The organism is Streptomyces sp. NPDC026522, assembly GCF_055567555.1.
In genome coordinates, this window is the sequence record NZ_JBVHQF010000007.1 from 246,114 (window position 1) to 271,844 (window position 25,731).

The following is a 25,731-nucleotide window of genomic DNA, read 5'->3' on the forward strand; positions in this document are numbered from 1 at the left end:
CCACGGGCCCGGTCCACGTCGGTCTACGCCACGGGTGAACTCCGCTCCCGGTGAACCGCGCGCCGGAAGCGGAGTCTCCGTGCCTACGTTCGACCCATGACCGAACTCCAACTGGTGCAGGTCGTACCCCACCGCCTGCACATGCTCCGCTTTCCCGTCGGCCAGGCGTACCTGTGGCGCGACGGCGCGGCCCTGACGCTGATCGACGCCGGGCCCGCGGGGGCCGCGGACGCGATCGAGGGGGCGATGCGTTCGCTGGGGCTGCTCCCGGAGCGGCTGGAGCGGATCGTGCTGACCCACTGCCACCGCGACCACGTGGGCGCGGCGGGCGAACTCGCCGACCGGTGGGGTGCGCGGATCGTGGCGCACCGGCTGGACGCCCCCGTGGTCCGGGGCGACGAGCCGGTGCCGGAGCCGGTGCTGCTGGACTGGGAACTCCCGCTGTACGAGCACGGCCTGACCGTCCCCGAGGCCCCGCCGACCCGGGTGGACCAGGAGGTGGAGGACGGGGAGCGGCTGCCGTTCGGGGGCGGCGCGGTGATCGTGCACGCGCCCGGCCACACGCCGGGCAGCGTCGCCGTGCACCTGCCGGAGCACGGCGTGCTGTTCACCGGGGACTGCGTCGCCGGAGTCGGCCAGGTCATGCTGGGCGTGTTCAACGTGGACCGCGGTCAGGCCGTCGCCTCCTTCCGCCGCCTGGCCGGGCTGGCGCCTTCGGTGGCCTGCTTCGGCCACGGCGACCCCCTGACCAGCGCCGCGGCCGACGCCCTCCGGGCCGCCGCCGCCACCGCCACCGCCACGGCCGCCACCGCCTGACCGCGCCCGCCGGGTCGGCCGGGGCTACGCGCCCGGCAGGACTACGGGTCCCGGACCGGCCGGGCTACGGGACCGGCCGGCCCGCCTCCAGGTACAGCGGGCGGCCGCGTTCGCGGGCCCGCAGGGCCCACCGCAGGCGCTCGAAGCGGACCGGCGGGAGCAGGCCGGCGGCCTCCGGCTCCGTCACGAACCGCCACTCCCGCAGCTCGGGCCCCGGCAGCCGCAGCTCCGCGATCTCCCGCTCCCCCAGCCGGCCCCCGTCGAACAGCAGCCGCAGCCCCCCGTACGCCGGGGACACCGGCGGCTCCCAGTCGAGCACCAGCAGCTGCGGCAACCGCTGCAACGCCAGGCCCAGCTCCTCCTCGACCTCCCGCACGCCCGCGCACGCCGGAGCCTCGCCCGGCTCCACGACGCCGCCCGGGAACTCCCAGCCCGGCTTGTACGTCGGGTCCACGAGGAGCACCCGGCCCCGCTCGTCGAAGAGCAGCACCCCCGACGCCACCGTCTCGCGCGTCGGCTCCGGCGTCTGGACGATCTCGCACACCGGCGCCGACCCCGTCCGCACCGCCTCCGCGATCCGCTCCGCGGTCTCCCGCACCGTCAGCCGCCCGTTGTCGATGACGTGGGCGTCGGCCGTCAGCCAGCCCAGCGCCTGCCGGTACGCGGGGATGTGGTCGTATGCCCACTGCCTGACCCGGAGGTCCACCTCCCCCGGCTCCCCCGGCTCCTCGCGCTGGGCGGTACGTTCGCGCAGAATCGTTTCTCCGGGAGCCAGCAGCACATGCCGCACCGGTATCCGCCGCGCCGCGAGGCCGCCGAAGATCTCGTCGCGGTACTCCTGGCGCAGCAGCGTCATCGGTACGACCAGCACCCCGCCCAGCTCCGCCAGCATCGCCGCCGCCGTCTCCACGACGAGCCGCCGCCAGCTCGGCAGGTCCTGGTAGTCGTCGACCTCCGCGAGCCGCTTGCGCGGCAGCAGCACCCGCAGCGCGTCGCCGATGAACTCCGGGTCGAACACGGTGCTGTCCGGCAGGAGTCCGGTCAGTTCGCGGGCCGTGCTGGTCTTCCCGGCACCGAACGCGCCGTTGATCCAGACAATCACGTCTACCCCTCTCCGATGGCTCGCCTCGAAGCCCCCAGTGGCTTGCCCGCCTCACCCTGCCACGGAAACCCGCTCCCCGGTGCAGTGCTTATCCTCAAGGTCAGGGCCTTGTCCCGGGCCCCCGCCCGGCGCCCCGCCCGTGCCCCGTCCGACCGCTTCGCCGGAGGTCCCGTGCCCCACACCCGCCGCCCGTCCGTAGCCCGTTACGGGAACCGGCCGACCATGAAGGACGTGGCCGCCCGGGCGGGCGTCGGCCTCAAGACGGTCTCGCGGGTGGTCAACGGCGAGCCGGGCGTCACGCCCGACACCGAGCGGCGCGTCCAAGAGGCCATCGACACCCTGGGGTTCCGGCGCAACGACAGCGCCCGCGTGCTGCGCAAGGGCCGGACCGCCACCGTGGGCCTGGTCCTGGAGGACCTCGCCGATCCCTTCTACGGGCCGCTGAACCGGGCCGTGGAGGAGGTCGCCCGCTCCCACGGCGCGCTGCTCATCAACGGCTCCAGCGCCGAAGACCCCGACCGGGAGCGTGAGTTGGCCCTCGCCCTGTGCGCCCGTCGGGTGGACGGGCTGATCGTGATCCCGGCCGGGGACGACCACCGCTACCTGGAGCCGGAGATCCGGGCGGGCGTGGCCACGGTGTTCGTGGACCGGCCCGCGGGCCGGATCGACGCGGACGTGGTGCTGTCGGACAACTTCGGCGGCGCCCGGGACGGTGTGGCGCACCTGATAGCCGCGGGGCACCGCCGGATCGGCTTCATCGGCGACCGGCCCCGCATCCACACGGCGACGGAGCGCCTGCGGGGCTACCGGGCGGCGATGGCGGCCGCGGGCCTGCCGGTGGACGAGTCCTGGGTGGCCCTGGGCCCCACCGCCCCCGCCGCGGTCACGGCCGCCGCCCGCCGGATGCTGGCGGCCCCGGAGCCGGTCACCGCCCTGTTCGCGGGCAACAACCGGGTGACGGTCACGCTGGTACGGGTCCTGTCCGCCGAGCCGCGCCCCGTGGCGCTGGTCGGCTTCGACGACTTCGAGCTCGCCGACCTGCTGCGCCCCGGCGTGACGGTGGTCGCCCAGGACGCGGCGGCCCTGGGCCGGGTCGCCACCGACCGGCTCTTCCAGCGCCTGGCGGGTGCCGGTCTCCCTCCGGCCCGCATCGAGCTCCCCACCCGCCTCGTCCCGCGCGGCTCGGGCGAACTCCCCCCGGCGGCGGCCTGAAACCCGCGTGGGGTTCCAGGCCGGCACCTGCACTCAGGCGTTCGCCTTCAGCGTTGCCGAGCGGCGCGGGATGGCGAAGGCGTCCAGCTCCGCGCGGGTGAGGCCGGTCAGCGCCGTGACCTCTTCGGTGCCGACGGCTCCGCAGTCGAGGCCGCGGACCAGGTAGCCGGCCAGGGCCTTGGCGGTGGCGGGCTCGTCCATCACATCGCCCTCGATCTTGGCCACGTACGCCTTCAGGCGCGCGGCCGCCGCTTCGAGACCCTCCCGGTAGAAGGTGTAGACGGCCGCGTAACGGGTCGGCAGGTGGCCCGGGTGCATGTCCCAGCCCTGGTAGTAGGCCCGGGCGAGGGCCCGCCGGGTCAGGCCGTAGTGCAGCTTCCAGGCTTCGTGGACGTGCTCGGTGGTACCGATCGGCAGCACGTTCGTCGAGCCGTCGGAGACGCGCACACCGGTTCCCGCGGCCGCTACCTGCATGATCGCCTTGGCGTGGTCGGCGGCGGGGTGGTCGCTCGACTGGTACGCGGCGGAGACGCCGACACAGGCGCTGTAGTCGAAGGTGCCGTAGTGCAGCCCGGTGGCGCGGCCCTTGGCGGCCTCGATCATGCGGGCCACGGTGGCGGTGCCGTCGGCGGCGAGGATCGACTGGCTCGTCTCGATCTGGATCTCGAAGCCGATCCGGCCCGGGCGCAGGCCCCGGGCGGTCTCGAAGGCCTCCAGCAGCTCGACGAAGGCGCTGACCTGTTCGGCGTAGGTGACCTTGGGGAGGGTGAGGACGAGGCCCTCGGGCAGGTCGCCGTGATCCAGGAGCCCGGAGAGGAAGACGTCCGTGGTGCGGATGCCGCGGTCGCGGACGTTGGACTCCATGCACTTCATCCGGATGCCCATGTACGGGGCGTTGGTGCCGTTGGCGAAGGCCTCGGAGACGAGGCGGGCGGCGCGGGCGGCGGCCTGGTCCTCTTCCTCGTCGGAGCGGACGCCGAAGCCGTCCTCGAAGTCGACGCGCAGGTCCTCGATGGGCTCGGAGGCGAGCTTGGCGCGTACGCGCTCGTAAACGGGTCCGGCCAGCTCGTCGGAGATGCCCAGCACCTTGGCGAAGGTGGCGGCGTCCGGGGCGTGCTCGTCGAGGGCCGCGAGGGCCTGGTCGCCCCAGGAGCGGATGGTGCCGGCCGCGAAGACGTCACCGGGCACGTAGACGGTGTGGATGGGCTGGCGGGTCCCGGGGTCGCCCGGGTAGTGCCGCGCGAGTTCCGCGTCCACCGGGGCGAGGGAGGCGCTGATGCCCTCGCTGACCGCGCCTGCGAGGCTCGTCGCCACCTTCTCCTGCTGACCCATCGTGCACTCTCCTCTTTTCCGCTTCACGGAAGCTTAGATCCGCATAGCAGAATTTAGTCACGGGGTTCCGCACAGTCAATGGTCCCTCCGCGGCTGCGGGCAAACGACTCGGGGCCGTGCGGTGAGAAACACCACACGGCCCCGAAGACGCTCGACGAGCAGGAGAAGCGCAGGTCAGCCCTTGCGCGCCTTGATCGCCTCGGTCAGCTGCGGGACGACCGTGAAGAGGTCGCCGACCACGCCGTAGTCGACCAGGTCGAAGATCGGGGCCTCGGAGTCCTTGTTGATGGCCACGATGGTCTTCGAGGTCTGCATGCCGGCCCGGTGCTGGATCGCGCCCGAGATGCCGGAGGCGATGTACAGCTGCGGGGAGACCGACTTGCCGGTCTGGCCGACCTGGTTGGTGTGCGGGTACCAGCCGGCGTCGACGGCGGCGCGCGAGGCGCCGACCGCCGCACCGAGGGAGTCCGCGAGGTCCTCGATGAGGTGGAAGTTCTCGGCGCCGTTGACGCCGCGGCCACCGGAGACCACGATCGCGGCCTCGGTCAGCTCCGGGCGGCCGGTGGACTCGCGCGGGGTGCGGGAGACGACCTTGGTACCGGTGGCCAGGGCACCGAAGGTGACGGCGAGCGCCTCGACGGCGCCGGCGGCCGGGGCGGCCTCGACCGGAGCCGAGTTCGGCTTGACGGTGATGACCGGGGTGCCCTTGGAGACGCGGGACTTGGTGGTGAACGACGCGGCGAACGCGGACTGCGTGGCGACCGGGCCCTCGTCACCCGCCTCCAGGTCGATGGCGTCGGTGATGATGCCGGAGCCGATGCGGACCGCCAGGCGGGCCGCGATCTCCTTGCCCTCGGCGGAGGACGGGACGAGCACGGCGGCCAGGGAACCCGCGGTGGACGCCGCCTCGTAGGCGGCCTGGAGCGCGTCCACCTTCGGTACGACGAGGTAGTCGGTGAACTCGGGGGCGTCGGCGGTGAGGACCTTGACCGCGCCGTGCTCGGCGAGCACGGCGGCGGTGTTCTCGGCGCCGGCGCCGAGGGCGACCGCGACGGGCTCGCCGATGCGGCGGGCCAGGGTGAGCAGTTCGAGGGTGGGCTTGCGGACGGCGCCGTCCACGTGGTCGACGTAGACGAGGACTTCAGCCATGGGAGTGCTCCTGCGAATGCGAAGTAGTCAGGGGGCGATCGGGAGGGTGTCGGCTGAAGCTCTTAGATGAACTTCTGGCCCGCCAGGAACTCGGCCAGCTGCTTGCCGCCCTCGCCCTCGTCCTTGACGATCGTGCCGGCGGTACGGGCCGGGCGCTGCGCGGCGGAGTCGACCTTGGTCCAGGAGCCCTCCAGGCCGACCTCGTCGGCGTCGAGCTCCAGCTCCTCCAGGTCCCAGGACTCCACCGGCTTCTTCTTGGCCGCCATGATGCCCTTGAAGGACGGGTAGCGGGCCTCGCCCGACTGGTCGGTCACCGAGACGAGCGCCGGCAGGGAGGCCTGGAGCTGCTCGCTGGCGGTGTCGCCGTCGCGGCGGCCGGTCACGGTGCCGTCCTCGACCTTGACCTCGGAGAGCAGGGTGACCTGCGGGACGCCCAGGCGTTCGGCCAGGATCGCGGGGAGCACGCCCATGGTGCCGTCGGTGGAGGCCATGCCGGTGATGACCAGGTCGTAGCCGGCCTTCTCGATGGCCTTGGCGAGCACGAGCGAGGTGCCCATGACGTCGGAGCCGTGCAGGTCGTCGTCCTCGACGTGGATGGCCTTGTCGGCGCCCATCGAGAGCGCCTTGCGCAGCGCGTCCTTGGCGTCCTCCGGGCCGACGGTCAGGACGGTGATCTCCGCGTCGTCCGCCTCGTCGGCGATCTGGAGCGCCTGCTCGACCGCGTACTCGTCGAGTTCCGACAGCAGACCGTCGACGTCGTCGCGGTCGACGGTCAGGTCATCGGCGAAGTGCCGGTCGCCGGTGGCGTCGGGTACGTACTTCACACAGACAACGATCCTCAGGCTCACGCCGACTCTCCTACCGCATCGTCTTTTTCTGGTACCGCCTTGTGCAGGCAGCATAGGCGCCTTGCCGGGCGGATCCCGATCGGGGCGGCCCGCGCCCCGAAGGGAATGTTACTCGTCAGTACACAGTGGGTCTTCCCCGGTTGCAAGGCCGTCGAACTGTGATCTGGCCAACGCCACCCGAACCCGCCCCAGCAGGGACGATTCAGTCCCGCAACGCGTTGAAGCGGCCCTGGTGGTAGAGCAGGGGACGGCCCTCGCCGCCGCCGTGCCCCGTGGGGTCCCCCGCCACCACCTCGGCGATGATCACCCGGTGCGCACCGGCGGGCACCCGCGCCACCACCCGGCACACCAGCCACGCCAGCACCCCGGACAGGACCGGCACCCCGTGCGGCCCGTCGGCCCAGTCCGTGGCCGGCCCGAAGCGGTCGGCGCCGCTGCGCGCGAACAGCCCGGCCAGCTCCCGCTGGTGCTCGGCGAGTATGTGCACGCCGAGGTGCTCGGAGTCGCGTATCGCGGGCCAGCTGGAGGAGCCGGTGCCGATGGTGAAGGAGAGCAGCGGCGGGTCGGCGGAGACGGAGTTGAGGGAGGTCGCGGTGAACCCCACCGGGGCACCGCCGCTCGTGGTGGCGGTGATGACCGCGACTCCCGCGGCGTGCTGCCGGAAGACGGAGCGCAGCAGGTCGGGGGAGCCGGCCGTGCCGGTGCCGAAACGGGGGGACGGTGCCGTCGGGGCCGTCATGAGGGGGCTTCCTTCTGCCGCGCCGGGCGCGGGCACGTTCGGGGATCGGGAGTGGGGGGCGTTCAGTGATCCCAACAGCGCGCACTCGCGTAGCGGACGAGGTCCACGTGGACCCGCCCGTAAAGCAGGAGTTCATACCTCATGCGGCCAGCCTCGCGATCTCTCGTGTACACAGTCAAGCCGCACCGGCCAGATGTCGGGCGCGTCACGCCGGGTACGGGCGCGCGCACCGGCGCGTGCGACCCCCGGCCCGCACCCGGCCCGTCATACGGCGGCTCCCAGCGCGGCGATCACGTCGGCCTTGCGCGGCAGCCCGGCGGCCCGCCGGACGACCGTCCCGGCCGCGTCCAGCACCAGCACGGTGGGAGTCTTCTCGATGCCCAGCGCGCGCACGAGTTCCAGGTTGCGCTCGGCGTCCACTTCCACGTGCGCGACGCCGTCCACCATGGAGGCGACATCGGCCAGGATCCGCCGGGTCGCCCGGCAGGGCTGGCAGAACGCGCTGGAGAACTGGACCAGGGTGGCCCGCTCCCCCGGTTCCGCGCCCAGTTCGGCCGCGCCCAGCCGCACTCCGTCCCCGTGTCCGTTCACCCCGGCTCCCCTCGCTGTCCCGGCTCCTGCTTCGGCGTACGCTGATCACGAGCGCCCCGCCGGTGCACCGCATTCCCGGCGTGACGAGAATCTCCCCGGGCACACGCGTCTGGACTGGCTCATCGGCCGGTATGTGGGGCACCATCCCCATGGTCGCGTACCTACGCTTCCGTAACTTCCAGCCGGGAGCACCTCCCCAGGCAGAAAGCGGGGTCTCCCCACCATGGCTGAGCTCGTCTACCCTCCCGTCATCGGCGCCGCGCACACGCTCTTCCGCGCGCTGGACATCCGCATCGACATGAAGGGTACGGAGAACATCCCGCGCAAGGGCGGGGCGGTCCTCGTCTCCAACCACATCGGCTACCTCGACTTCATCTTCGCCGGCCTGGCCGCGCGCCCGCAGAAGCGGCTGGTGCGGTTCATGGCGAAGGAGTCGGTGTTCCGGCACAAGGTGTCCGGCCCGCTGATGCGCGCGATGAAGCACATCCCGGTGGACCGCGCGCAGGGCGAAACGGCGTACGAGCACGCGCTGGACTCGCTGCGCTCCGGCGAGATCATCGGGGTGTTCCCCGAGGCGACCATCTCCCAGTCCTTCACGCTCAAGAGCTTCAAGTCGGGTGCGGCCCGGATGGCTCAGGAGGCCGGCGTCCCGCTGATCCCCGTCGCACTGTGGGGCACCCAGCGACTGTGGACCAAGGGCCGCCCGAAGGACCTCAAGCGCAGCCACATCCCGGTGACGATGCGGGTGGGCGAGCCGCTGGAGGCACCGGCCGACCAGTACGCCGGGGCCATCACCCGCCGGCTGCGCGAGCGGGTGCAGGAACTGCTGGACGCCGCGCAGCGGGCGTATCCGGCCAAGCCGAAGGGCCCCGAGGACGCCTGGTGGCTCCCGGCCCACCTGGGCGGCACCGCCCCGACCCCGGCCCAGGTCAAGGAAGCGGGCTGAGGGCCGTCCCGTAGCGTTTGGGCGGTTCGCCTCCGGGGGCATGGGGACGGCCGTGGTGCCGGTGGCGGCCCCGGCTTCGGCGGGGGGGGGCGACGGACTCTCCTGGCGGCCTCCGGCGCGGCGGACGCTGCTGCTCGGGAGCGCCGGGCTCCAGGCGGCCGCGCCCGTGCCCGACCCGGGGCGGCCGCGGCGGTCACAGGGCCGTCGGCAGCCTCCGCCACAGCTCCGGCCGGTCCGCGGACTCCCGGAGCGCCGTGAGGGCGCCCGCGTGCGGGGCGGCGTACAGCGTCGGGTAGTCCACCTCGCCGAGCTCGGGCCGGACGGGGAAGGCGAGTTGCTCCCGGTCCAGGTCGAACCGGGCCTCCACGCCGGGCTTGTTGCCGCGCGCGTCCAGCCGGGCCCAGCGGCCGCCGCCGGGCAGCCGAAGGGCGACGAGCCCGTGCAGGACGGGCCGGGAGCCGTCGTCCTCGGTGAGCCGCTGGTAGCAGAGGGCGGCGGGGACGCCCTTGGCGCGCAAGAGGGCGACGAGGGCGTGGGACTTGGCGTGGCAGATGCCGTTGCGCGTGTCCAGCACGTCGGAGGCGCGCCAGCTGACCCGCATGTCCCCCGAGTCGCCGGAGTGCGGGATGGTGTCGCGCACGAACTCGAACGCCGCTTCGGCGTACGCGTACGGGTCGCCGCCGACGGCGGTCCACAGCGCGTCGGCGGTCTCGCGGACGAGCGGGTGCCCGTGGTCGATGGCCCCGTCGGCGGCCAGGTAGGCGGATACGTCGGAATGCTCCTGGATCAGTTCCATGACCCAGGAGCATACCTATGCGCTTGACCGCATGACTATCGAGTCATCGCGCGAGCTCTTCCTTCAGCGCCTGGAGGAAGCCGTCGACGTCCTCCTCCTGCGTGTCGAAGCTGCACATCCAGCGGACATCGCCGGCGATCTCGTCCCAGAAGTAGAAGCGGTAACGCTTCTGCAGCCGCCGCGAGACCTCGTGCGGCAGCCGCGCGAACACCGCGTTCGCCTGCACCGGGTACAGGATCCGGACGCCGTCCGTCTCCCGCACGCCCGCCGCGAGCCGCTGCGCCATCGCGTTGGCGTGGCGGGCGTTGCGCAGCCAGAGGTCCTTCGCGAGCAGCGCTTCCAGCTGCACCGACACGAACCGCATCTTCGACGCCAGCTGCATCGACATCTTGCGGATGTGCTTCATCTGCCGCACGGCATCGGGGTTCAGGACGACCACGGCCTCGCCGGCCATCATGCCGTTCTTGGTGCCGCCGTACGAGAGCACGTCCACGCCGGCCGCGTTGGTGAAGGCGCGCATGGGCACGTCGAGCGAGGCGGCGGCGTTGGCTATCCGGGCGCCGTCGAGGTGCACCTTCATGCCCAGGGAGTGCGCGTGGTCGCAGATCGCCCGGACTTCCTCGACCGTGTAGACCGTGCCGAGTTCGGTGTTCTGGGTGATCGAGACGACCTGCGGCATGGCCCGGTGCTCGTCCTCCCAGCCCCATGCCTGCCGGTCGATCAGCTCCGGGGTGAGCTTGCCGTCGGGAGTGGGGACCGTCAGGAGCTTGAGCCCGGCCATCCGCTCGGGCGCACCGCCCTCGTCGACGTTGATGTGCGCCGACTCGGCGCACACCACGGCGCCCCAGCGGTCGGTCATCGCCTGGAGGGCGGTGACGTTGGCGCCGGTGCCGTTGAAGACCGGGAAGGCCTGCGCGTACGGCCCGAAGTGGCTGCGGAAGATCTTCTGCAGGTGTTCGGTGTACTCGTCGTCGCCGTAGGAGACCTGGTGGCCGCCGTTGGCCAGCGCAACGGCCTCCAGGATCTCCGGATGCACCCCCGCGTAGTTGTCGCTGGCGAATCCGCGCACCGCCGGGTCGTGGTGGCGGCGCGCATCGGTCGTCCCGCTCGCGGTTCTCACGGTTGCGGAGTGAGCCACAGACGCTGTCCGTTCACATCGGAGGCGGGCTCGCCCCATACGCCGGCGATGGCCTCGGCCAGCTCCTTGACGTCAGTGAAGCCCGCGAACTTCGCATTGGGGCGCTCCGCGCGCATGGCGTCGTGCACCAATGCCTTGATGACCAGGATCGCAGCCGCGGCCTGCGGGCCGTCCTCGCCCCCGGCCTTGCGGAAGGAGTCGGCCATGGCCAGGGTCCAGGCCTCGGCGGCGGCCTTGCCCGCGTTGTAGGCGGCGTTGTTGGCGACCGGCTTGTGGGCGCCGGACTGGCTGACCAGGACGTAGCGGCCGCGGTCACTGCGGAGCAGGCCGTCGTGGAACGCGATCGAGGTGTGCTGAACGGTGCGGATCAGCAGCTTCTCCAGGAAGTCCCAGTCTGCGAGGTCCGTCTCGGTGAACGAGGCGCTCCCGCGCCAGCCGCCGACGAGGTGGACCAGGCCGTCGACGCGGCCGAAGTCCTTCTCGATCCGCTCGGCCCAGGCCTTGGTGGCGGCCAGGTCGAGCAGGTCGACGGTGTCCCCGATGACGGTCGCGCCGCCGTGGGCGTAACGGGCCGCGTCCACGGCTTCGGCGAGGCGCGCCGGGTCGGCGTCCGACGCGACGACGGTCGCGCCCGCCTCGGCGAGGCGGAGCAGGGCGGCGCGCCCGGCGGGGCCGCCGGCCCCGGCCACCGCCACCACAGCCCCCTGGAGCTTCGCGTTGTCGTTCCCCGAGCCGTTCATCCGTGCAGCCTCCTGAGGGCGAGTGGTCACGCGGCCACTCGCTGCGCGTCGTCAGCGTTCACAGCAGTGATGCCCTTCGTGGAGGCGATCACTCCCTTGAGCTTCTTGGCGAGCGCCTCGTAGAACATGCTCAGCGGAAACTCGTCCGGAAGCACGTCGTCCACGAGCTTGCGCGGCGGCAGCGTCAGGTCGAGGGCGTCGGGGCCCTTGGCCCACTTGGAGCCCGGGTGGGGGGCCAGGTAGGTGGAGACGAGCTCGTACGCCTTGAACCAGTGGACGAGCTTCGGACGGTCGATGCCGGCCCGGTAGAGGTCCTCGATCTCGGCGCAGAGCTGGTTGGTGACCTGCGGGGCACGCATCCAGTCGATCTTGAGGGTGTTGTCCGTCCAGCGCACGACGTCGTGCTTGTGCAGGTAGGCGAAGAGCAGCTGGCCGCCGAGGCCGTCGTAGTTCCGGTTGCGGTCGCCGGAGACCGGGAAGCGGAACATCCGGTCGAAGAGGACGGCGTACTGCACGTCACGGCCGTGCTCGTTGCCCTCGGACTCCAGCTTCACGGCCTCCTTGAAGGCGGTGAGGTCGCAGCGCAGCTCCTCCAGGCCGTACATCCAGAACGGCTGGCGCTGCTTGATCATGAAGGGGTCGAACGGCAGGTCGCCGTGGCTGTGGGTGCGGTCGTGGACCATGTCCCACAGGACGAAGGCCTTCTCGCAGCGCTCCTGGTCCTCGACCATCCGGGCGATGTCCTCGGGCAGCTCGATGCCGAGGATGTCGACGGCGGCCGCGGTGACCTTGCGGTAGCGGGCGGCCTCGCGGTCGCAGAAGATGCCGCCCCAGGTGAACCGCTCGGGGGCCTCGCGCACGGCGATGGTCTCCGGGAAGAGGACCGCGGAGTGGGTGTCGTAGCCCGGGGTGAAGTCCTCGAAGGTGATGCCGAGGAACAGCGGGTTGTCGTACCGGGTGCGCTCCAGCTCGGAGAGCCACTCGGGCCACACCATCTTGAGCACGACGGCCTCGAGGTTGCGGTCCGGGTTCCCGTTCTGGGTGTACATCGGGAAGATCACCAGGTGCTGGAGCCCGTCGGCGCGCTCGGCCGCCGGCTGGAAGGCCAGCAGGGAGTCGAGGAAGTCCGGCACCGGGAAGCCGGCCCCGGCCCACTTGCGCAGGTCGGCGACGAGGGCCTGGTGGTAGGCGGTGGCGTGCGGGAGCAGCGGCGACAGGGCCTGCACGGCGGTGACCACGCGCTCGACGGCCGCGGCGGCGTCGGACCGGTCGGGGGCGGCCTCCGCCTCGAAGTCGATGGAACCGTCAGCGGCCTGCCACGGGCGGATCTCCTCCACGGCGGCCTTGAGCTCGGGCCACACCGGGTGGTCGACCACCCGCATCCCGGCGGTTATCACGGCGCCGCCGGTGCCCGGCACAAGAGTTTCCGTCATGTCACTTCCTCCACAGGAGAACCTCACGTCTGGGCAGCGTAAGCGCGTGAGGCTCTCCTGTTCAAGAGGAGACTCGGGAAAATATCCTGCACGACCCCCCACTCCACGGGAATTCTTCCCGTTCTACAGTGCGGAGGCAGTCGCTCCGGCCGCTCATCCGGCCCTGTGCGCCTCCGCGTTCCTGAAGTGCGGGATCACTTTCTCCCCCCACTGGCGCAAGGTCTCCAGACAGGCCTCCTGGGGGACGGTCCCCATCTGTATGAGGCACATCACCTCGTCGGCCCCGGCCGCACGGAGCCGTTCGACGTACGCGACGGCCTCCTCCGCGCTCCCGTAGGCATGGTCGGCGTTGAAGGTGGCCGTCGACGTGGGCCGTACCGGGATCTCCAGCTCGTGCAGGCGGGCCACCACCTGTTCGGCCGCCTCGCGCATCCCCGCGGCCTCGTCGGCGCCCGCCACCACGGCCTCGTCGGGGACGCCGGCCCCGCCGTACCAGTGGCCGATGGACTGGGCGAAGAAGCGCTGGCCGCGGATGCCGATCCGGCGGGCCCGCTGCGGGTCGTCGAGCACGATGGTCGGGCAGAGCACCGAGAAGTGGTCGTTCACCGCACTCGACACGAAGCGCGTGCCGTCCCGCCGGGCGATCGCGGCGTCGTAGGCCGCCCGCATCCCGGCGATCGAACCGGGTCCGGCGAAGCCCATCACCAGCGCGCCGACGCCCAGCTCGGCCGCCTGCTCCAGGGTCTCGGTCCGGCTGCAGGCCAGGAACAGCGGCGGGTGCGGCGTCTGGGCCGGCCGGGGCAGGATCGGATGCGGTCCGATGTCCAGCAGTTCCCCGTGGTACTCCAGCTCCTCCTCCTGCCAGGCCCGCCCGATGATCCGCAGCGCCTCCTCCACCTCGGCGGTGGTCCGCTCCTTGTCCACTCCGAACAGCGAGGTCTCCTGCGTGGTGCCGCCGCGGCCGGCGCCCAGGTCGAGCCGTCCGCCGGAGAGCAGGTCGAGCATCGCGGCCCGCTCGGCGACCCGGACCGGGTGGTTGAAGCGGAAGGGCATGCAGACGACGCCGTGGCCGATGCGGATGGTGCTGGTCCGGGCCGCGACCCAGGTCAGGAAGATCTCCGGGCTGGAGAGGTGTGCGTACCACTTGAGCGCATGGTGCTCGACCGCCCAGATCCGGTCGAATCCCATGCGTTCGGCGAGCACGGCCTGTTCAACGCAGTCGCGGATGACCTGGTGCTCGCGTTCCACGGTCGGGTCGGCCAGCTGTGCTTCGAAGATCACGGAAAATTTCACGGTGCCTCCAAGGTCGCGTCCGACGCGTCCCGAGTAAGGACTTGCTTCGAATAGGAATATGACTAGTAGTCATAAGTCGAAGAAGCAAGACCCCGGGCGGTACGCGTCCGCGGCGGCCGCCGGACCCCACCGTCGTCAATTCAGCGGGGACGCGCCCACCCGCGGGTGACCGCGCAGCGCGGCGGCGGGGGCGCACGGCCCTGGCGGGAAGCGGCCGGGCAGGCCTTCCGGGGCGCCGCACGGGCGGTCCCATCGCGACCGGGGCGCACTAGCATGCGTCCTCACCGCGCGCGGCCGGTCGGGACACCGCGACCGCGCGGGAGCCGCCGTCGACGGAAGCGAGAGAACCTTGACTTTCCTCACCATCGGTCACCGCGGGGTCATGGGTGTCGAACCGGAGAACACCCTGCGGTCCTTCGTCCGCGCGGAACGCTGCGGTATGGACGTCATCGCGCTGGACGTGCGCCTGAGCAAGGACGGCGCACTCGTCGTCCTCCATGACAGCGAGGTCGACCGCACGACCGACGGCGCCGGCGCCGTCGCGGAACTGACCCTGGCCGAACTGCGCGAGCTGGACGCCGGGCACGGTGAACGGGTGCCGCTGCTGGAGGAGGCGCTGGAGGCGGTGCGCATCCCGCTCCAGGTGTCGGTACAGGACGAGGCCGCGGCGCATGCGCTCACGGACCTGGTGCTGCGCCGCGACCTGGGCGCCCGTATCGAGGTGGCTTCGTTCCAGGACGCGGTCCTCGCCGGGGCGGCCCGGCGGGTGCCGGGCCTGCGCACCACCCTGTACGCGGATCCGTACGGAGCCGACGTGGTGGAGCGGGCGCTCGCCGCGCACGCCCGGACGATCGCCCTGCGGCTGCGCCGGATCACCCTGGAGACGGTGGAGGCGGCGCACTCGGCGGGGCTGCGGGTGACCGGCTGGACGGTGGACTCCCTGGACCAGCTGCGGCTGGCGCGCGCGCTCGAACTGGACGGCGCGCTGACCGGCTTCCCGGAGATCCGCAGTACGGGCCGCTTCACCGCCTGAGCGGGCGGCCCCGGCGCGCTTCCGCTACAGCGGCTTGACCAGCAGCTCGAAGGCCAGGTCGGTGCGGAGCGGGATGCCGAAGCGCTCGTCGCCGTACGGGAAGGGGCTCAGCTCGCCGGTGCGCCGGTAGCCGCGGCGCACGTAGTAGGCGATGAGCTCCTCCCGGACGTTGACCACGGTCATCCGCATCTCCTTGGCGCCCCACTCCTCGCGGGCCCGCCGCTCGGCCTCGGCCAGGACCTCCTTGCCGAGGCCGCCGCCCTGCAGCCCGGGGCGCACCGCGAACATCCCGAAGTAGGCGTGGTCGCCGCGGTGTTCCAGCTGGCAGCAGGCGACGGCTTCGCCCGCGCGCTCGACCACGAGCAGCACGCCGTCCGGGGCTCCGATGATCTGGCGGACCCCGTCCGGGTCGGTGCGCTGGCCGTCGAGGTAGTCCGCTTCGGTGGTCCAGCCGGCCCGGCTGGCGTCACCGCGGTAGGCCGACTCGACGAGTGCCACCAGTTCCGGTACGTCCGCCTCGACGGCGGGCCGGAAGCTCAGGGCGGCGGGGTGGGCGGTCGGCATCGACGACTCCGTTCTTCTGATCGGCATATGACATGCCGGGTACGGCACGCTGAGCCTATCCCGGGGCGGCGTGCCGGCCCTCGCACAGGGGCATCTCTTCCCCTGACGCCGACGAACCGGGAGGTTCCGCCGTGCACGGATCCGCACTGCCCTCCGCCGCCTCAGCCGTCTCGGGCTGGCTGCTCGTCGCGCTCTGCGCGACCAGCGGTACGTACTGCCTGCTGCGGGCGCGCAGAGCGGGCCGGCAGACGCGCGGCGCGGCGCCGGGCGAGGCCCTGATGGGCTGGGGGATGGCCGCGATGGCCGCACCCTCCGGCATCGGCCCGTGGGGGCCCGGCATCTTGCTGGGCGTCTCCTGCGGGGCGGCCGCGCACGCACTGTGGCTGCTGCGGGGCGGGCTGCGCCACACCCACCACGCGCACCACGCGGTCGGTGCCCTGACCATGGCCTACATGGCGTACCTCGGGCTGGCGGCGGGCGCCGGGCACGCGCACCGGCACGGGGCCGGGGAGAGCGCCGGGCTGCCGCTCGTGACGGGGGCGCTGCTCGTGTACTTCGCGGCGTACGTCCTGCTGGGCGGGGCCCGGCTGGTGACGGCGGGCGGCGCGCCGCCGGCCGCCGTGGGGGCCGGGCCCGCCGCGGACGCTCCGGGCGAGCTGGTCCGGGCCTGCCGACTGACCATGGGCATGGGGATGTTGGCGATGCTGCTGAGCATGTGAACGGGGCCGAAACGTGTCCTGCGTCACCAATGGTGCGGACCGTACCCGCAGGTAGCGGCTCGCTCATAGGCTGGCGGCCATGATGGTCCCCGCCGCTCTCCTGCTGCTCGGCGCACTGACCGCGGTGCTCGCCCCCCGTCTGCTGGCCCGGGCCGGGTGGCCCGACCGTGAGCCGGTCGTGGCGCTGTGGGTGTGGCAGTGCGTGGTGGGCGCGGTGCTGCTGTGCCTGGCGCTGTCGATGCTGCTGAGCGCGGCGGCGGCCTGGCAGGCGGTACGGGGACGGCTGTTCGCCGCCGCCCCGCACGGGGTGGTCGACGCCTACGCACTGGGGGCGGCGGGCGGCACCTGGGCCGCCGCCACCGCGCTGGCGCTGGCGGGCGGGGGCTTGTGGACCGGCGCGATGCTGACCCGCGAAGTGCTGCGGGCGCGGGCCCGGCGGCGCGCCCGCGGCGCCGAACTGCTGGAGCGCGCGCCGCTGTTGCCCGGGGAGGACCCGCAGGCCGCGCGGCTCGTCGTCCTGGAGGGACCGCGGCCGGAGGCGTGGTGGCAGCCGGGTACGGTGCCGCAGCTGGTGGTCACGACCGCCGCGCTGGGCCGGCTCAAGGGCAGTCAGCTGGACGCGGTCCTGGCCCACGAGCAGGGGCACGTGGCGGCCCGCCACGACTGGCTGCTGCACTGCTCGCGGGCGCTGGCCGGGGGCTTTCCGCAGGTGCCGGTGTTCGCGGCGTTCGAGGCGGAGATGCACCGCCTGGTGGAACTCGCCGCCGACGACGTGGCCTCGCGGCGGTTCGGGCGGCTGACCGTCGCGCTGGCCCTGGTCGGCCTGAACGAGGACCGCGGGGTGTTCGGTCTGGGCGCCGCCCCGGAGGCGCACGTCCCGCAGCGGGTGCGCCGGCTGCTGTCCGCCACCCCGCGGCTGTCCCCCGCCCGGCGGCTGCGGCTGACGGCGCTGGCGACGCTGCTGCCCGCCCTGCCGCTGGCGGTGGCCGTCGTCCCGGGGCTGAGCGCGCTCGCCCAGGGCGTGTTTCGAAGGTAGCGCCGGCCGCCCGGACGGCGGGCCCCGCGGCGTCCGGTGCGTGCGATCGCAAGGCGGAGGGTCGCCCTCGTACCGGGCGTACGCGGGCGATCCCGACAACGCTGGGGGCACCTCCCAGCGGTAGCTGGGGGACGAGCGCGCGTGCCGGGCGTCGCGGGGCGGGCGGGACCTTCGAAACCCGCCCTAGCCGGCCCTGTGGCCGGGTGCCGAGGAGTGGGTGTGCTGTTCGTAGAGGCGGTCGGCGAGCAGGGCGTGCGCGAGGGTGCCGCCCGCGCGGACGGAGGCGGTCACGAAGGCGGCCTCGGCCAGTTCCTCGGGGGTTACGCCGTGGCGGCGGGCGGCGGCCGTGTGTACGTCCAGGCAGTAGGAGCACTGGGTGACGAGCGCGACCGCCACGGAGATCAGCTCGCGGTAGCGGCGCGGCACCGCCCCGTCCTCCCGGTCCACGGCCTGCTGGAAGGCGACCCATGCGGCGAACTCCGCCGGGGCGTTGCCGCCGACGGAGCGGGCGCGGTGGAGGTCGTCGGGGTGTGCGTACATGGGCGGGCTCCTGAAGCTCTGGGCTGGGGTGGTCGCGGCGGGCCTGTTGCCCGGCGCCCGGCACCAGCTCACCGCGGGTGCTGCGGTGGTGTCCAAGACCAGTTGCGGGGGGATGGGTTCGTTCTCGGTATCGTGGCTGGTCATGGACTTGCGGGCCTTGCGCTGTTTCGTCGCCGTCGCCGAGGAGGGCCACTTCGGCCGCGCCGCCGTACGCCTGCGTCTGGCCCAGCCGCCGCTGAGCCGCCGTATCCGGGAGCTGGAGGCCGACCTCGGGTACCGGCTGTTCGAGCGGATCCCCACCGGGGCGCGGCTCACCCCTGCGGGCGAGGTGCTGCTGGCGGAGGCGCGCGATCTTCTGGAGCGTGCCGAACGCGCGCGCGAGCGGGTCCGCGGCGCGGTGGCCGACCGGGTGCTCGTACTGGGCACGGTCGCCGGCGCGGGCCTGGAGGTAGGCCCGGCAGCGCTGGCCGCCTTTCGGCGCACGCGCCCGGGGGTGCGGGTGCGGCTGCGCGAGGCGGCGGTCACCGATCCGACGGCCGGCCTGCGCGAGGGCCGGGTGGACCTCGCACTGACCCGTCTGCCCTTCGACACCGCCGGCCTGACGGTTCGGCTGCTCGGCGAGGAGCCGCTGGTCGCGGCCGTCCCTGCGGATGATCCGCTGGCGGGCCGGCCGCGCCTGCACGTCACGGAGCTGGCCGACCGGCCGCGGTTCCGCCTGCCCCGGGGAGCCGATGCCCGGTGGCGGGCCTACTGGCTCGCTGCCGAGGAGGACGCGCCCGGCCCGGTCGTGGCGTCGGTCGAGGAGTGCCTGCACGCCGTCCTGTGGGAGGGCGCGGTCGGCCTCCTCCCGGCCGGGGCCGCGCTGCGGCACGCGCGGTCCGGCATCGCCTTCGTACCCGTCGACGGCCATCCGCCGAGCCGTGTCGTCACTGCCCGGCCGGCCGGAGTCACCGACCCGCTCGTCGATGCGCTCGCGGACGCCCTCGACGCCGCGGGGCAGGCACCGGCGCGACGGGGGCGGCGCGAGGCGCCCGGCGCCCGGCCCTGATGACGAGCTGCCCGGCCGCCTGACAGGCTGGGCTCATGGACACCCCCACCCCCGGTGCCTGGCTGCGCGCCGGAATCAGCCGCGACGGCGGACCGCTGCGCGAGGCCGAGCACGTCGTCTGGCTCCAGAGCGGCCCCTGTTACGCCGACAGCCGCGGCTTCGCCGGAACCACCTCGTACGACGGGCAGCGGGTCACCTTCCACCACGAGGTCGGCTCCCCCGGCGAGGACACCGGAACCCTGCGACCGGAGGGCGACGGCATGGTCGAGACCGGCACGAACACCGACGGGAGCACGTTCCTGGAGGTGTGGACGCCGCTGAGCGGCGCCGAAGGGCCCGAGGGCTCCTGGCGCGCGGGCGCAAGCCAGACCGTCCGCGTCGGCCGGCACGTCGTCCACGTCGACGGTGCCGGCACGGGCGCCCACTTCGTGCTGCCCGACGGCGGGCAGGCCTGAGCGCTCGGCGGCGGCCCCGACCGCGCCGAGCGTCCCGTACGGGCTTGCTGGATCGGGCCGGCTGTTCTGGGCGATCCCCCGCGTCGCCCAGAACAGCAGACCCGCGCGCTGAGTATATTGGCTCGGAGCCAGTCAACGCAGGAGTAAGCATGGTCCCGCGCAGCCCATCGGTCAATGAAGAACTGCGCAGACGTTCCCGGGAACGGCTGCTCCAGGCGACGGTGGAGCTCGTCGGCGAGCGCGGCTACGAAGCCACCACCCTCGGCGACATCGCCGACCGGGCCGGCGCTGCCCGGGGCCTGGTCTCGTACTACTTCCCCGGCAAACGCCAGCTGCTCCAGTCCGCCGTCCACCGGCTGATGCACCAGACCCTGGAGGCGGCCCTGGAGCGGCCGCCCCGCACCGACGACGGCCGCGAGCGCATGGCCCGCGCCATCGACGCGATCCTCGGGCTGGCCGTGGACCGGCCCCGGCTGATGCGCACGCACATGGCGGGCATCCTCCAGGCGGAGGGTTTCGTCCGGTGCGCCGAGCAGCAGCGCCTCGCGGAGCTGCTGACGGACACCGTCACCCGGTACGGCTCGGCGGACGTGGACACCGACTACCCGCTCCTTCGGGCGTTGTTGATGGGCGCCGTGGTGGCGGTCCTGCTGCCGGGGGCGCCGATGCCCGCCGCCCGGCTGCGGGCCGAGCTGTTCCAGCGGTACGGACTGGAGTGGGAGCTGGGCGCCCCGCCGGCCGGCGGACCGTCCGGCGGAACCTTTCCGCCGCCGCGGCAGTGAGCGGCCCCGTCAGTGGTAGGCGGGCTGGCTCTGCACGTTGAGCCGGTCCTGCCACACCCACTTGGCGCTGTCCGTGCGCCGGTCGTCGAGCCGGAGCACGTCGAGGCCCTTGACGATGTCGTTCGAGTAGATGTGGCCCCGGTAGTAGTACGCCGACCACGAGCCGCCGAGTCCGAGCTTGTCGGTGGTCAGCGGACCGCGCTCGAAGTAACCGATCTCCTGGGGACGGTCGGAGTCGGTGAAGTCCCACACGGACACTCCGCCCTGGTACCAGGCCTGGACCATGACGTCCCGGCCGCCGCCGACCGGGATCAGCGAGCCGTTGTGGGCCACGCAGTTCTCCGTGTCGGCCTGGTGGCGCGGGATCTTGAAGTAGCTCTTGAAGACCAGCTTGCGCTGGTCGCCGCGGCCGGTGATGTCGTAGATGCCGTCGGCGCCCCGGTCCGGACCGGTGGCCTCGTTGCAGGTGGCGCTGCCGCCGCCGCCCAGCTCGTCGGTGAACACCACCTTGTCCGCCCGCTCGTTGAAGGTGGCGGAGTGCCAGAACGAGAAGTTGACGTTGTCCTGCACCCGGTCGATCACGCGCGGCTGCTCGGGCTCGCTGATGTCGAAGAGGATGCCGTCGCCCATGCAGGCGCCCGCGGCCAGGTTCTTGGCGGGCAGCACCGTGATGTCGTGGCAGCCGGTGGTCTTGGAGACGCCCGGGTTGGTGGGCGCGCCCGGGTTTCCGCCGTCCGGGAAGAGGACCGGGAAGGCGACGACCGCCGCCCGGGTCGGGTCCTTCCTCGGGACCTTGACGACCGAGATGCCGTCGTGCGGCGGCAGGCAGTCCGGGAAGGCCTCGCTCGGCGAGTACGAGGAGACGTAGAGGTAGACGTCGCGGCCGCCCGGCACCAGGGTGTGGGTGTGGGAGCCGCAGGAGGTCTCCACGGACTTGATGTACTTCGGGTGCTTCTTGTCCTTGATGTCGAAGATCTTGATGCCCTCCCAGGAGGACTTCTCCGTCGCGGGCTGCGAGACGCTGTGGCAGGAGTCGTCGCTGCGGGAGGAGTCGGTGGAGAGGAAGAGCAGGTCGCCGTAGACGGAGACGTCGTTCTGGCCGCCGGGGCAGAGCACGGTGGCGACGGTCCTGGGGGCCTTGGGGTTGCCGATGTCGTAGATGGTGAAGCCGTCGTAGCTGCCCGCGTAGGCGTACTGGTCCTGGAAGGCGAGGTCGGAGTTGATGCCGCTCGGATAGCTGCTCGGGACGTTGGCCAGGGGGGTGATGTTCTTGCTGTGCACGATCTCGTCCTGGCCCGGTACCTCGCCCGGGGCGAGTTCGCGGTCCGGCGCGGCGGCGGCGCTGCGCGGGGTGCCGGCGCCGGAGGAGGAGCCGGGCGTCAGATCGCCCGGGTCGGGGGTGGCGGACGCCGGTCCGGCGCCCGCGAGGAGCGCCGTGAGGAGCCCGGCGGCCGCGAGGGCCGCCCCCAGGCTCCGGGGCCGCACTCCGGTGGTGTGCAACAAGGTCACTGTGCCTCCCGTGGGGGCCCGTGCGTTTCCGTTCGTACGGGGAACGGAACCTGGACCCCGGCAGTATGTTCCTTCCCATGGACATGGCAAATGCGTTACTCGGCCGATTCCTGGGCGCGGCGGCCCTCGCCGCGGGACTCCTGTTCACCGTCACCGGCTGCCAGACGGACGGCGGGTCCGACGAGGCGGATGACGGCAGGCCGTTCGTGATCGCCCCCGGCAGTCCGGGCGAGGAGGCCCGGACGCTCTCGCCCGGACAGGCCGCGAAGGAGCGGCCCGACGACACGCCCAACGCCGCCGACCACGCCTACGTGCGCCACATGATCGAGCACCACCGCCAGGCCCTGGCGATGAGCGCGCTGGCGCCCGGACGGGCCTCGGCGGACGGGGTCAAGCGCCTCGCGGAGCGGATCGCCGCCGCGCAGGGGCCCGAGATCGCGGCGATGGAGAAGTGGCTGGCGCGCTACCCCGAGCCCTCCCCCGCCGACGGCGCGGGGGCCGGCCACGGGCACGGCGCGATGCCGGGGATGGCGACGGAGCAGCAGCTGGGAGAGCTGGCCGGGGCCGGCGGGCCGGAGTTCGACCGGCTCTTCCTGCGCCTGATGACCGCCCACCACGAGGGCGCCCTGAAGATGGCCGGCGACGCGCTGGCCCGGGGCAACAACGTCGCCGTCGAGGAGATGGCGACCGAGGTGGTGGCCACGCAGAGCGCCGAGATCCACCGGATGCGCGCGATGGGCTGACGGGTACGGCACCCGGTGTCATGCTGGGAAGCACCTGCGGGAGGAGCTCCGCCGTGCTTCGTGTCGCCGTCGTCGGTTCGGGCCCCAGCGGGGTCTACGCCGCGCAGACCCTGGTCCAGCAGCGCGAGGTGCCGGGCGTCCGGGTGGACGTACTGGACCGGCTGCCGGCCCCGTACGGGCTCGTGCGGTACGGGGTGGCCCCCGACCACGAGAAGATCAAATCGCTGACCGGAAGTCTGCGCTCCGTGCTGGAGGACGAACGGATCCGCTTCCTCGGCAACGTGGAGGTGGGCGGTCCGGCCCTGCCGACGGCCCGGCTGCGCGAGCTGTACCACGCGGTGGTGTACTGCGTCGGCGCCGCCCAGGACCGCCATCTGGGCATCCCCGGCGAGGAGTTGGCCGGCGTGCACTCCGCGACGGCCTTCGTGTCCTGGTACAGCGGGCACCCCGACGCGGCGGACGCGGACTTCGACCTCTCCGGCGTCGCGTCGGCCGTGGTGGTCGGCGCGGGAAACGTGGCGGTCGACGTGACCCGGATCCTGGCCCGCGGGGTACCCGAGCTGACGCCGACCGACATGCCGCAGGCCGCGCTCGGCGCCCTGGGGGCCAGCGGGGTGCGCGCGGTGTCGATGGTGGCGCGGCGGGGCCCTTCGCAGGGCAAGTTCACCACCAAGGAGTTGCGGGAGCTGGGCACGCTGCCGGGCGTGGGCGTCCGGGTGGATCCCGCCGAGCTCGCGCTGGACCCCGCGTACGAGGACCCGGGGGCGGCGGCCGCGCTGCCCGCGGTGGCCCGGCGGAACCTGGAGGTGCTGCGCACCTGGAGCGCGACGGAGCCGCAGGGGGCGGAGCGGAACATCACGCTGCGGTTCTACCTGCGGCCGGTGGAAGTGCTGGCCGGGCCCGACGGCAGGGCCGCCGCGGTGCGCTTCGAGCGGACCGCCCCCGACGGCGGCGGCGGGGTGAGCGGCACGGGCGCGTACGAGGACGTCGAGGCGCAGCTGGTGCTGCGCTCGGTGGGCTACCGGGGCGTGCCACTGCCCGGGCTGCCCTTCGACCCGGCGACGGGCACCGTCCCGCACGCGGCGGGCCGGGTGCTGCGCGGGGGCCGGGCCTCGGTCGGCGAATACGTCGCGGGCTGGATCAAGCGCGGCCCGACCGGGGTGATCGGCACCAACCGGCCGTGCGCCAAGGAGACGGCGTCCTCGCTGCTCCAGGACGCGGGGGTACTGGCCGCCCGGGAGCTGGCGCAGGACCCGCTGGACGTCCTGCGCGCGGCGGGCCTGCGGCCGGTGCGGTGGCCCGGCTGGCTGGCCATCGAGACGGCGGAGGCCGATCTGGGCCGCTCCCTGGGCCGCGGCTCGGTGAAGATCCCGGACTGGGCCGGCCTGCTGGGTGCGGCGGGAACGTAGCGCTCAGGAACGGGCGGCCGGTCCGGTCAGCCGGGCCGCTTCGGCGGTGGCCGCCGCGAGGACGGTGTCCAGCAGGCCCGGGAAGAGGGTTTCCAGGTCGGCGCGGCGCAGGCCGTTCAGCTTGGTGGTGCCCCGGTAGGTCTGGCGGACGACGCCGGCCTCGCGCAGCACGCGGAAGTGGTGCGTGGTGGTGGACTTGGTGACCGGCAGCAGGAAGGTGGAGCAGCCCAGTTCCTCGGTGGCCGCGGCAAGTTCCCGCACGATGGACAGCCGGACCGGGTCTGAGAGGGCGTGCAGGACGCCCTCCAGCCGGATCTCGGCGGTCTCGGGGTGGGCGAGCGGGCGAGTGGGGGCGGCCGGTTCCGGCATCTGCTCCTCCACTCGCTCGCTCGTTTCGTACACGTGGTCGGCTCGGTCGGCTCCGCGCGGCGCGCTCGGACACCGAGGTACGAGATCCATCGTAGGACACGTCGGGCCGGGCGGGCGGCGATCGACGCCGCCCGCGGTTCACCAGGCCCGGTGGTAGGGGGCGGGCGTACGGGGCTCCACGCCCAGTTCGACGGCGGCGCGCCGGGCCCAGTAGGGGTCCCGCAGCAGTTCACGGCCGAGCAGGACCGCGTCGGCCTCGCCGTTGGCCAGGATCTTCTCCGCCTGGGCGGGCTCGGTGATCAGCCCCACCACGGCCGTCGGCAGGCCGGTTTCGCGCTTGACCTGCGCCGCGAAGGGCACCTGGTAGCCGGGGGCGACCGGGATCTCGGCGTGCGGGGCGAGTCCGCCGGTGGAGACGTCCAGCAGGTCCACGCCGTGCTCGCGCAGCAGTCCGGCCAGCCGGACGGTGTCGTCGGCGGTCCAGCCCCGCTCCGCCAGCCAGTCGGTGGCGGAGATCCGGAAGAACAGCGGCAGTTCCTCCGGCCACACCGCCCGTACGGCGTCCACGACGTCGAGGGCGAGGCGGGTGCGGTTCTCGAAGGAGCCGCCGTACTCGTCGGTGCGCCGGTTGCTGTACGGGGAGAGGAACTCGCCGATGAGGTAGCCGTGGGCGCCGTGGATCTCCAGGAGTTCGTAGCCGGCCTCCAGCGCGCGCCGGGCGGCGTCGGCGAACTGGCCGACGAGCGTGCGGATCTCCTCCCTCGTCAGCTCGTGCGGTACGGGGTCGCCTTCGGCGAACGGCACCGGGCTGGGGGCGAGGGGCTGCCAGCCGTGCCCCTCGGCCCCGACCGGCCGGCCGCCCTTCCAGGGGCGCTCGGTGGAGCCCTTGCGGCCGCTGTGGGCGATCTGGATGCCCGGGACGGCGCCCTGCGCCTTGATGAAGGCGGTGATCGGGCGCAGCGCCCCGGCCTGGGTGTCGTTCCAGAGGCCCAGGTCGTAGGGGCTGATCCGGCCCTCCGGGGAGACGGCGGTGGCCTCCTGGATGATCAGGCCGGTGCCGCCGACGGCACGGGCCGCGTAGTGGGCGACGTGCCACTCGTTGGCCACGCCCGCGCCGGGGCCGGCGGGCTCGGCGCTGTACTGGCACATCGGGGCCATCCACACGCGGTTCGGGATGGTCACCGATCGCACGGTGTAGGGCTGGAACAAGGCGGCGAAGGCGGCGGGGGCTGCACTCATCAGGCTCTCCAGGGGTGACCGGGGACGCGCGCCGGGACTCGGCGGCAAGTACGAGGATCACCGTACTACGAATGTCCTCGTACTACGAGACCTCTCGTAGTACCTGTCGCCGCGCCCCCTCGCTCCCCGCGCCGCACCGCCGCTGCGCGC

28 protein-coding genes are annotated in these 25,731 nt (G+C 73.1%); 11 read left to right on the forward strand and 17 right to left on the reverse strand.

Features of this window, described 5'->3' with window-relative positions:
• Positions 1-96 precede the first annotated feature (96 nt).
• Entirely contained in the window at positions 97-816 is a 720-nt protein-coding gene (locus ACZ4M3_RS20075; RefSeq protein ID WP_467734406.1) for an MBL fold metallo-hydrolase, read from the forward strand.
• A gap of 64 nt (positions 817-880) precedes the next feature.
• Here ACZ4M3_RS20075 and ACZ4M3_RS20080 read toward each other — a convergent pair whose 3' ends face one another.
• Positions 881-1,918: an NUDIX hydrolase gene (locus ACZ4M3_RS20080; protein WP_467734408.1), complete on the reverse strand. Its 1,038-nt coding sequence runs from the start codon at positions 1,916-1,918 to the stop codon at positions 881-883.
• A gap of 222 nt (positions 1,919-2,140) precedes the next feature.
• Between ACZ4M3_RS20080 and ACZ4M3_RS20085 the strand changes: the two genes are divergently transcribed.
• Complete coding sequence (locus ACZ4M3_RS20085; protein ID WP_467734756.1) at positions 2,141-3,130, forward strand: LacI family DNA-binding transcriptional regulator; 990 nt, start codon at positions 2,141-2,143, stop codon at positions 3,128-3,130.
• A gap of 33 nt (positions 3,131-3,163) precedes the next feature.
• Here the strand turns inward: ACZ4M3_RS20085 and ACZ4M3_RS20090 are convergent, their stop codons facing one another.
• From ACZ4M3_RS20090 to ACZ4M3_RS20115, 6 genes are all read right to left on the reverse strand, one after another.
• Positions 3,164-4,462, reverse strand: a complete 1,299-nt coding sequence (locus tag ACZ4M3_RS20090) for a DUF6986 family protein (RefSeq protein WP_467734410.1) — start codon at positions 4,460-4,462, stop codon at positions 3,164-3,166.
• Between the two features lie 174 nt (positions 4,463-4,636).
• On the reverse strand, positions 4,637-5,611 hold the full coding sequence (locus tag ACZ4M3_RS20095; protein ID WP_467734412.1) for an electron transfer flavoprotein subunit alpha/FixB family protein: 975 nt from the start codon (positions 5,609-5,611) through the stop codon (positions 4,637-4,639).
• A gap of 62 nt (positions 5,612-5,673) precedes the next feature.
• On the reverse strand, positions 5,674-6,459 hold the full coding sequence (locus ACZ4M3_RS20100; protein ID WP_467734414.1) for an electron transfer flavoprotein subunit beta/FixA family protein: 786 nt from the start codon (positions 6,457-6,459) through the stop codon (positions 5,674-5,676).
• Positions 6,460-6,661: 202 nt separating this feature from the next.
• On the reverse strand, positions 6,662-7,198 hold the full coding sequence (locus ACZ4M3_RS20105; protein WP_467734416.1) for a flavin reductase family protein: 537 nt from the start codon (positions 7,196-7,198) through the stop codon (positions 6,662-6,664).
• A 62-nt stretch (positions 7,199-7,260) separates the two neighbouring features.
• Positions 7,261-7,341 carry a putative leader peptide gene (locus ACZ4M3_RS20110; RefSeq protein ID WP_356870695.1) on the reverse strand — a complete coding sequence of 27 codons (81 nt, stop codon included), beginning with the start codon at positions 7,339-7,341 and terminating at the stop codon, positions 7,261-7,263.
• A 121-nt stretch (positions 7,342-7,462) separates the two neighbouring features.
• The gene (locus ACZ4M3_RS20115) at positions 7,463-7,789 is read right to left on the reverse strand and encodes a thioredoxin family protein (protein WP_467734418.1); all 327 of its coding nucleotides are present in this window, start codon (positions 7,787-7,789) and stop codon (positions 7,463-7,465) included.
• Between the two features lie 223 nt (positions 7,790-8,012).
• On the opposite strand from ACZ4M3_RS20115, the gene ACZ4M3_RS20120 reads away from it, so the two are divergent.
• Complete coding sequence (locus tag ACZ4M3_RS20120; RefSeq protein ID WP_453356279.1) at positions 8,013-8,735, forward strand: lysophospholipid acyltransferase family protein; 723 nt, start codon at positions 8,013-8,015, stop codon at positions 8,733-8,735.
• Positions 8,736-8,928: 193 nt separating this feature from the next.
• Here ACZ4M3_RS20120 and ACZ4M3_RS20125 read toward each other — a convergent pair whose 3' ends face one another.
• The 5 genes from ACZ4M3_RS20125 to ACZ4M3_RS20145 all read right to left on the reverse strand — a co-directional run bounded on the left by ACZ4M3_RS20125 (position 8,929) and on the right by ACZ4M3_RS20145 (position 14,135).
• The gene (locus ACZ4M3_RS20125) at positions 8,929-9,531 is read right to left on the reverse strand and encodes a transglutaminase-like domain-containing protein (RefSeq protein ID WP_467734420.1); all 603 of its coding nucleotides are present in this window, start codon (positions 9,529-9,531) and stop codon (positions 8,929-8,931) included.
• Positions 9,532-9,574: 43 nt separating this feature from the next.
• Complete coding sequence (locus tag ACZ4M3_RS20130; protein ID WP_467734422.1) at positions 9,575-10,669, reverse strand: threonine aldolase family protein; 1,095 nt, start codon at positions 10,667-10,669, stop codon at positions 9,575-9,577.
• Positions 10,648-11,409, reverse strand: a complete 762-nt coding sequence (locus ACZ4M3_RS20135) for an SDR family NAD(P)-dependent oxidoreductase (RefSeq protein ID WP_453354062.1) — start codon at positions 11,407-11,409, stop codon at positions 10,648-10,650. Before ACZ4M3_RS20135 ends, ACZ4M3_RS20130 begins: the two co-directional genes overlap by 22 nt.
• A gap of 26 nt (positions 11,410-11,435) precedes the next feature.
• Complete coding sequence (locus ACZ4M3_RS20140; RefSeq protein ID WP_467734424.1) at positions 11,436-12,842, reverse strand: DUF6421 family protein; 1,407 nt, start codon at positions 12,840-12,842, stop codon at positions 11,436-11,438.
• 153 nt (positions 12,843-12,995) lie between these two features.
• Complete coding sequence (locus tag ACZ4M3_RS20145) at positions 12,996-14,135, reverse strand: LLM class flavin-dependent oxidoreductase (RefSeq protein WP_467734426.1); 1,140 nt, start codon at positions 14,133-14,135, stop codon at positions 12,996-12,998.
• A gap of 349 nt (positions 14,136-14,484) precedes the next feature.
• Here ACZ4M3_RS20145 and ACZ4M3_RS20150 point away from each other — a divergent pair, with 349 nt between their 5' ends.
• On the forward strand, positions 14,485-15,168 hold the full coding sequence (locus tag ACZ4M3_RS20150) for a glycerophosphodiester phosphodiesterase (protein ID WP_467734428.1): 684 nt from the start codon (positions 14,485-14,487) through the stop codon (positions 15,166-15,168).
• Between the two features lie 24 nt (positions 15,169-15,192).
• Here the strand turns inward: ACZ4M3_RS20150 and ACZ4M3_RS20155 are convergent, their stop codons facing one another.
• On the reverse strand, positions 15,193-15,732 hold the full coding sequence (locus tag ACZ4M3_RS20155; RefSeq protein WP_467734430.1) for a GNAT family N-acetyltransferase: 540 nt from the start codon (positions 15,730-15,732) through the stop codon (positions 15,193-15,195).
• Between the two features lie 131 nt (positions 15,733-15,863).
• Between ACZ4M3_RS20155 and ACZ4M3_RS20160 the strand changes: the two genes are divergently transcribed.
• Together ACZ4M3_RS20160 and ACZ4M3_RS20165 are read left to right on the forward strand one after the other, a co-directional pair.
• On the forward strand, positions 15,864-16,451 hold the full coding sequence (locus ACZ4M3_RS20160; protein WP_467734432.1) for a DUF5134 domain-containing protein: 588 nt from the start codon (positions 15,864-15,866) through the stop codon (positions 16,449-16,451).
• Between the two features lie 79 nt (positions 16,452-16,530).
• A complete protein-coding gene (locus ACZ4M3_RS20165) occupies positions 16,531-17,487 on the forward strand; it encodes a M56 family metallopeptidase (RefSeq protein ID WP_467734434.1) in 957 nt (318 codons plus the stop codon).
• Positions 17,488-17,670: 183 nt separating this feature from the next.
• On the opposite strand, the gene ACZ4M3_RS20170 is transcribed toward ACZ4M3_RS20165, so the two are convergent.
• Positions 17,671-18,027 carry a carboxymuconolactone decarboxylase family protein gene (locus tag ACZ4M3_RS20170; RefSeq protein ID WP_467734436.1) on the reverse strand — a complete coding sequence of 119 codons (357 nt, stop codon included), beginning with the start codon at positions 18,025-18,027 and terminating at the stop codon, positions 17,671-17,673.
• A 142-nt stretch (positions 18,028-18,169) separates the two neighbouring features.
• Between ACZ4M3_RS20170 and ACZ4M3_RS20175 the strand changes: the two genes are divergently transcribed.
• From ACZ4M3_RS20175 to ACZ4M3_RS20185, 3 genes are all read left to right on the forward strand, one after another.
• Complete coding sequence (locus ACZ4M3_RS20175) at positions 18,170-19,075, forward strand: LysR family transcriptional regulator (protein ID WP_467734758.1); 906 nt, start codon at positions 18,170-18,172, stop codon at positions 19,073-19,075.
• Between the two features lie 35 nt (positions 19,076-19,110).
• Positions 19,111-19,530, forward strand: coding sequence for a hypothetical protein (locus ACZ4M3_RS20180; protein ID WP_467734438.1), 420 nt, complete (start codon positions 19,111-19,113; stop codon positions 19,528-19,530).
• 149 nt (positions 19,531-19,679) lie between these two features.
• Positions 19,680-20,312 carry a TetR/AcrR family transcriptional regulator gene (locus tag ACZ4M3_RS20185; protein ID WP_467734440.1) on the forward strand — a complete coding sequence of 211 codons (633 nt, stop codon included), beginning with the start codon at positions 19,680-19,682 and terminating at the stop codon, positions 20,310-20,312.
• A 9-nt stretch (positions 20,313-20,321) separates the two neighbouring features.
• On the opposite strand, the gene ACZ4M3_RS20190 is transcribed toward ACZ4M3_RS20185, so the two are convergent.
• The gene (locus ACZ4M3_RS20190) at positions 20,322-21,821 is read right to left on the reverse strand and encodes an LVIVD repeat-containing protein (RefSeq protein WP_467734442.1); all 1,500 of its coding nucleotides are present in this window, start codon (positions 21,819-21,821) and stop codon (positions 20,322-20,324) included.
• 77 nt (positions 21,822-21,898) lie between these two features.
• On the opposite strand from ACZ4M3_RS20190, the gene ACZ4M3_RS20195 reads away from it, so the two are divergent.
• Positions 21,899-22,564, forward strand: a complete 666-nt coding sequence (locus ACZ4M3_RS20195; protein WP_467734444.1) for a DUF305 domain-containing protein — start codon at positions 21,899-21,901, stop codon at positions 22,562-22,564.
• 53 nt (positions 22,565-22,617) lie between these two features.
• Positions 22,618-23,973 carry an FAD-dependent oxidoreductase gene (locus ACZ4M3_RS20200; RefSeq protein WP_467734446.1) on the forward strand — a complete coding sequence of 452 codons (1,356 nt, stop codon included), beginning with the start codon at positions 22,618-22,620 and terminating at the stop codon, positions 23,971-23,973.
• A 3-nt stretch (positions 23,974-23,976) separates the two neighbouring features.
• Here ACZ4M3_RS20200 and ACZ4M3_RS20205 read toward each other — a convergent pair whose 3' ends face one another.
• Positions 23,977-24,342 carry an ArsR/SmtB family transcription factor gene (locus ACZ4M3_RS20205; RefSeq protein ID WP_467734448.1) on the reverse strand — a complete coding sequence of 122 codons (366 nt, stop codon included), beginning with the start codon at positions 24,340-24,342 and terminating at the stop codon, positions 23,977-23,979.
• A 138-nt stretch (positions 24,343-24,480) separates the two neighbouring features.
• Positions 24,481-25,581, reverse strand: coding sequence for an NADH:flavin oxidoreductase/NADH oxidase (locus ACZ4M3_RS20210; protein WP_467734450.1), 1,101 nt, complete (start codon positions 25,579-25,581; stop codon positions 24,481-24,483).
• Between the last annotated feature and the right edge of the window lie 150 nt (positions 25,582-25,731).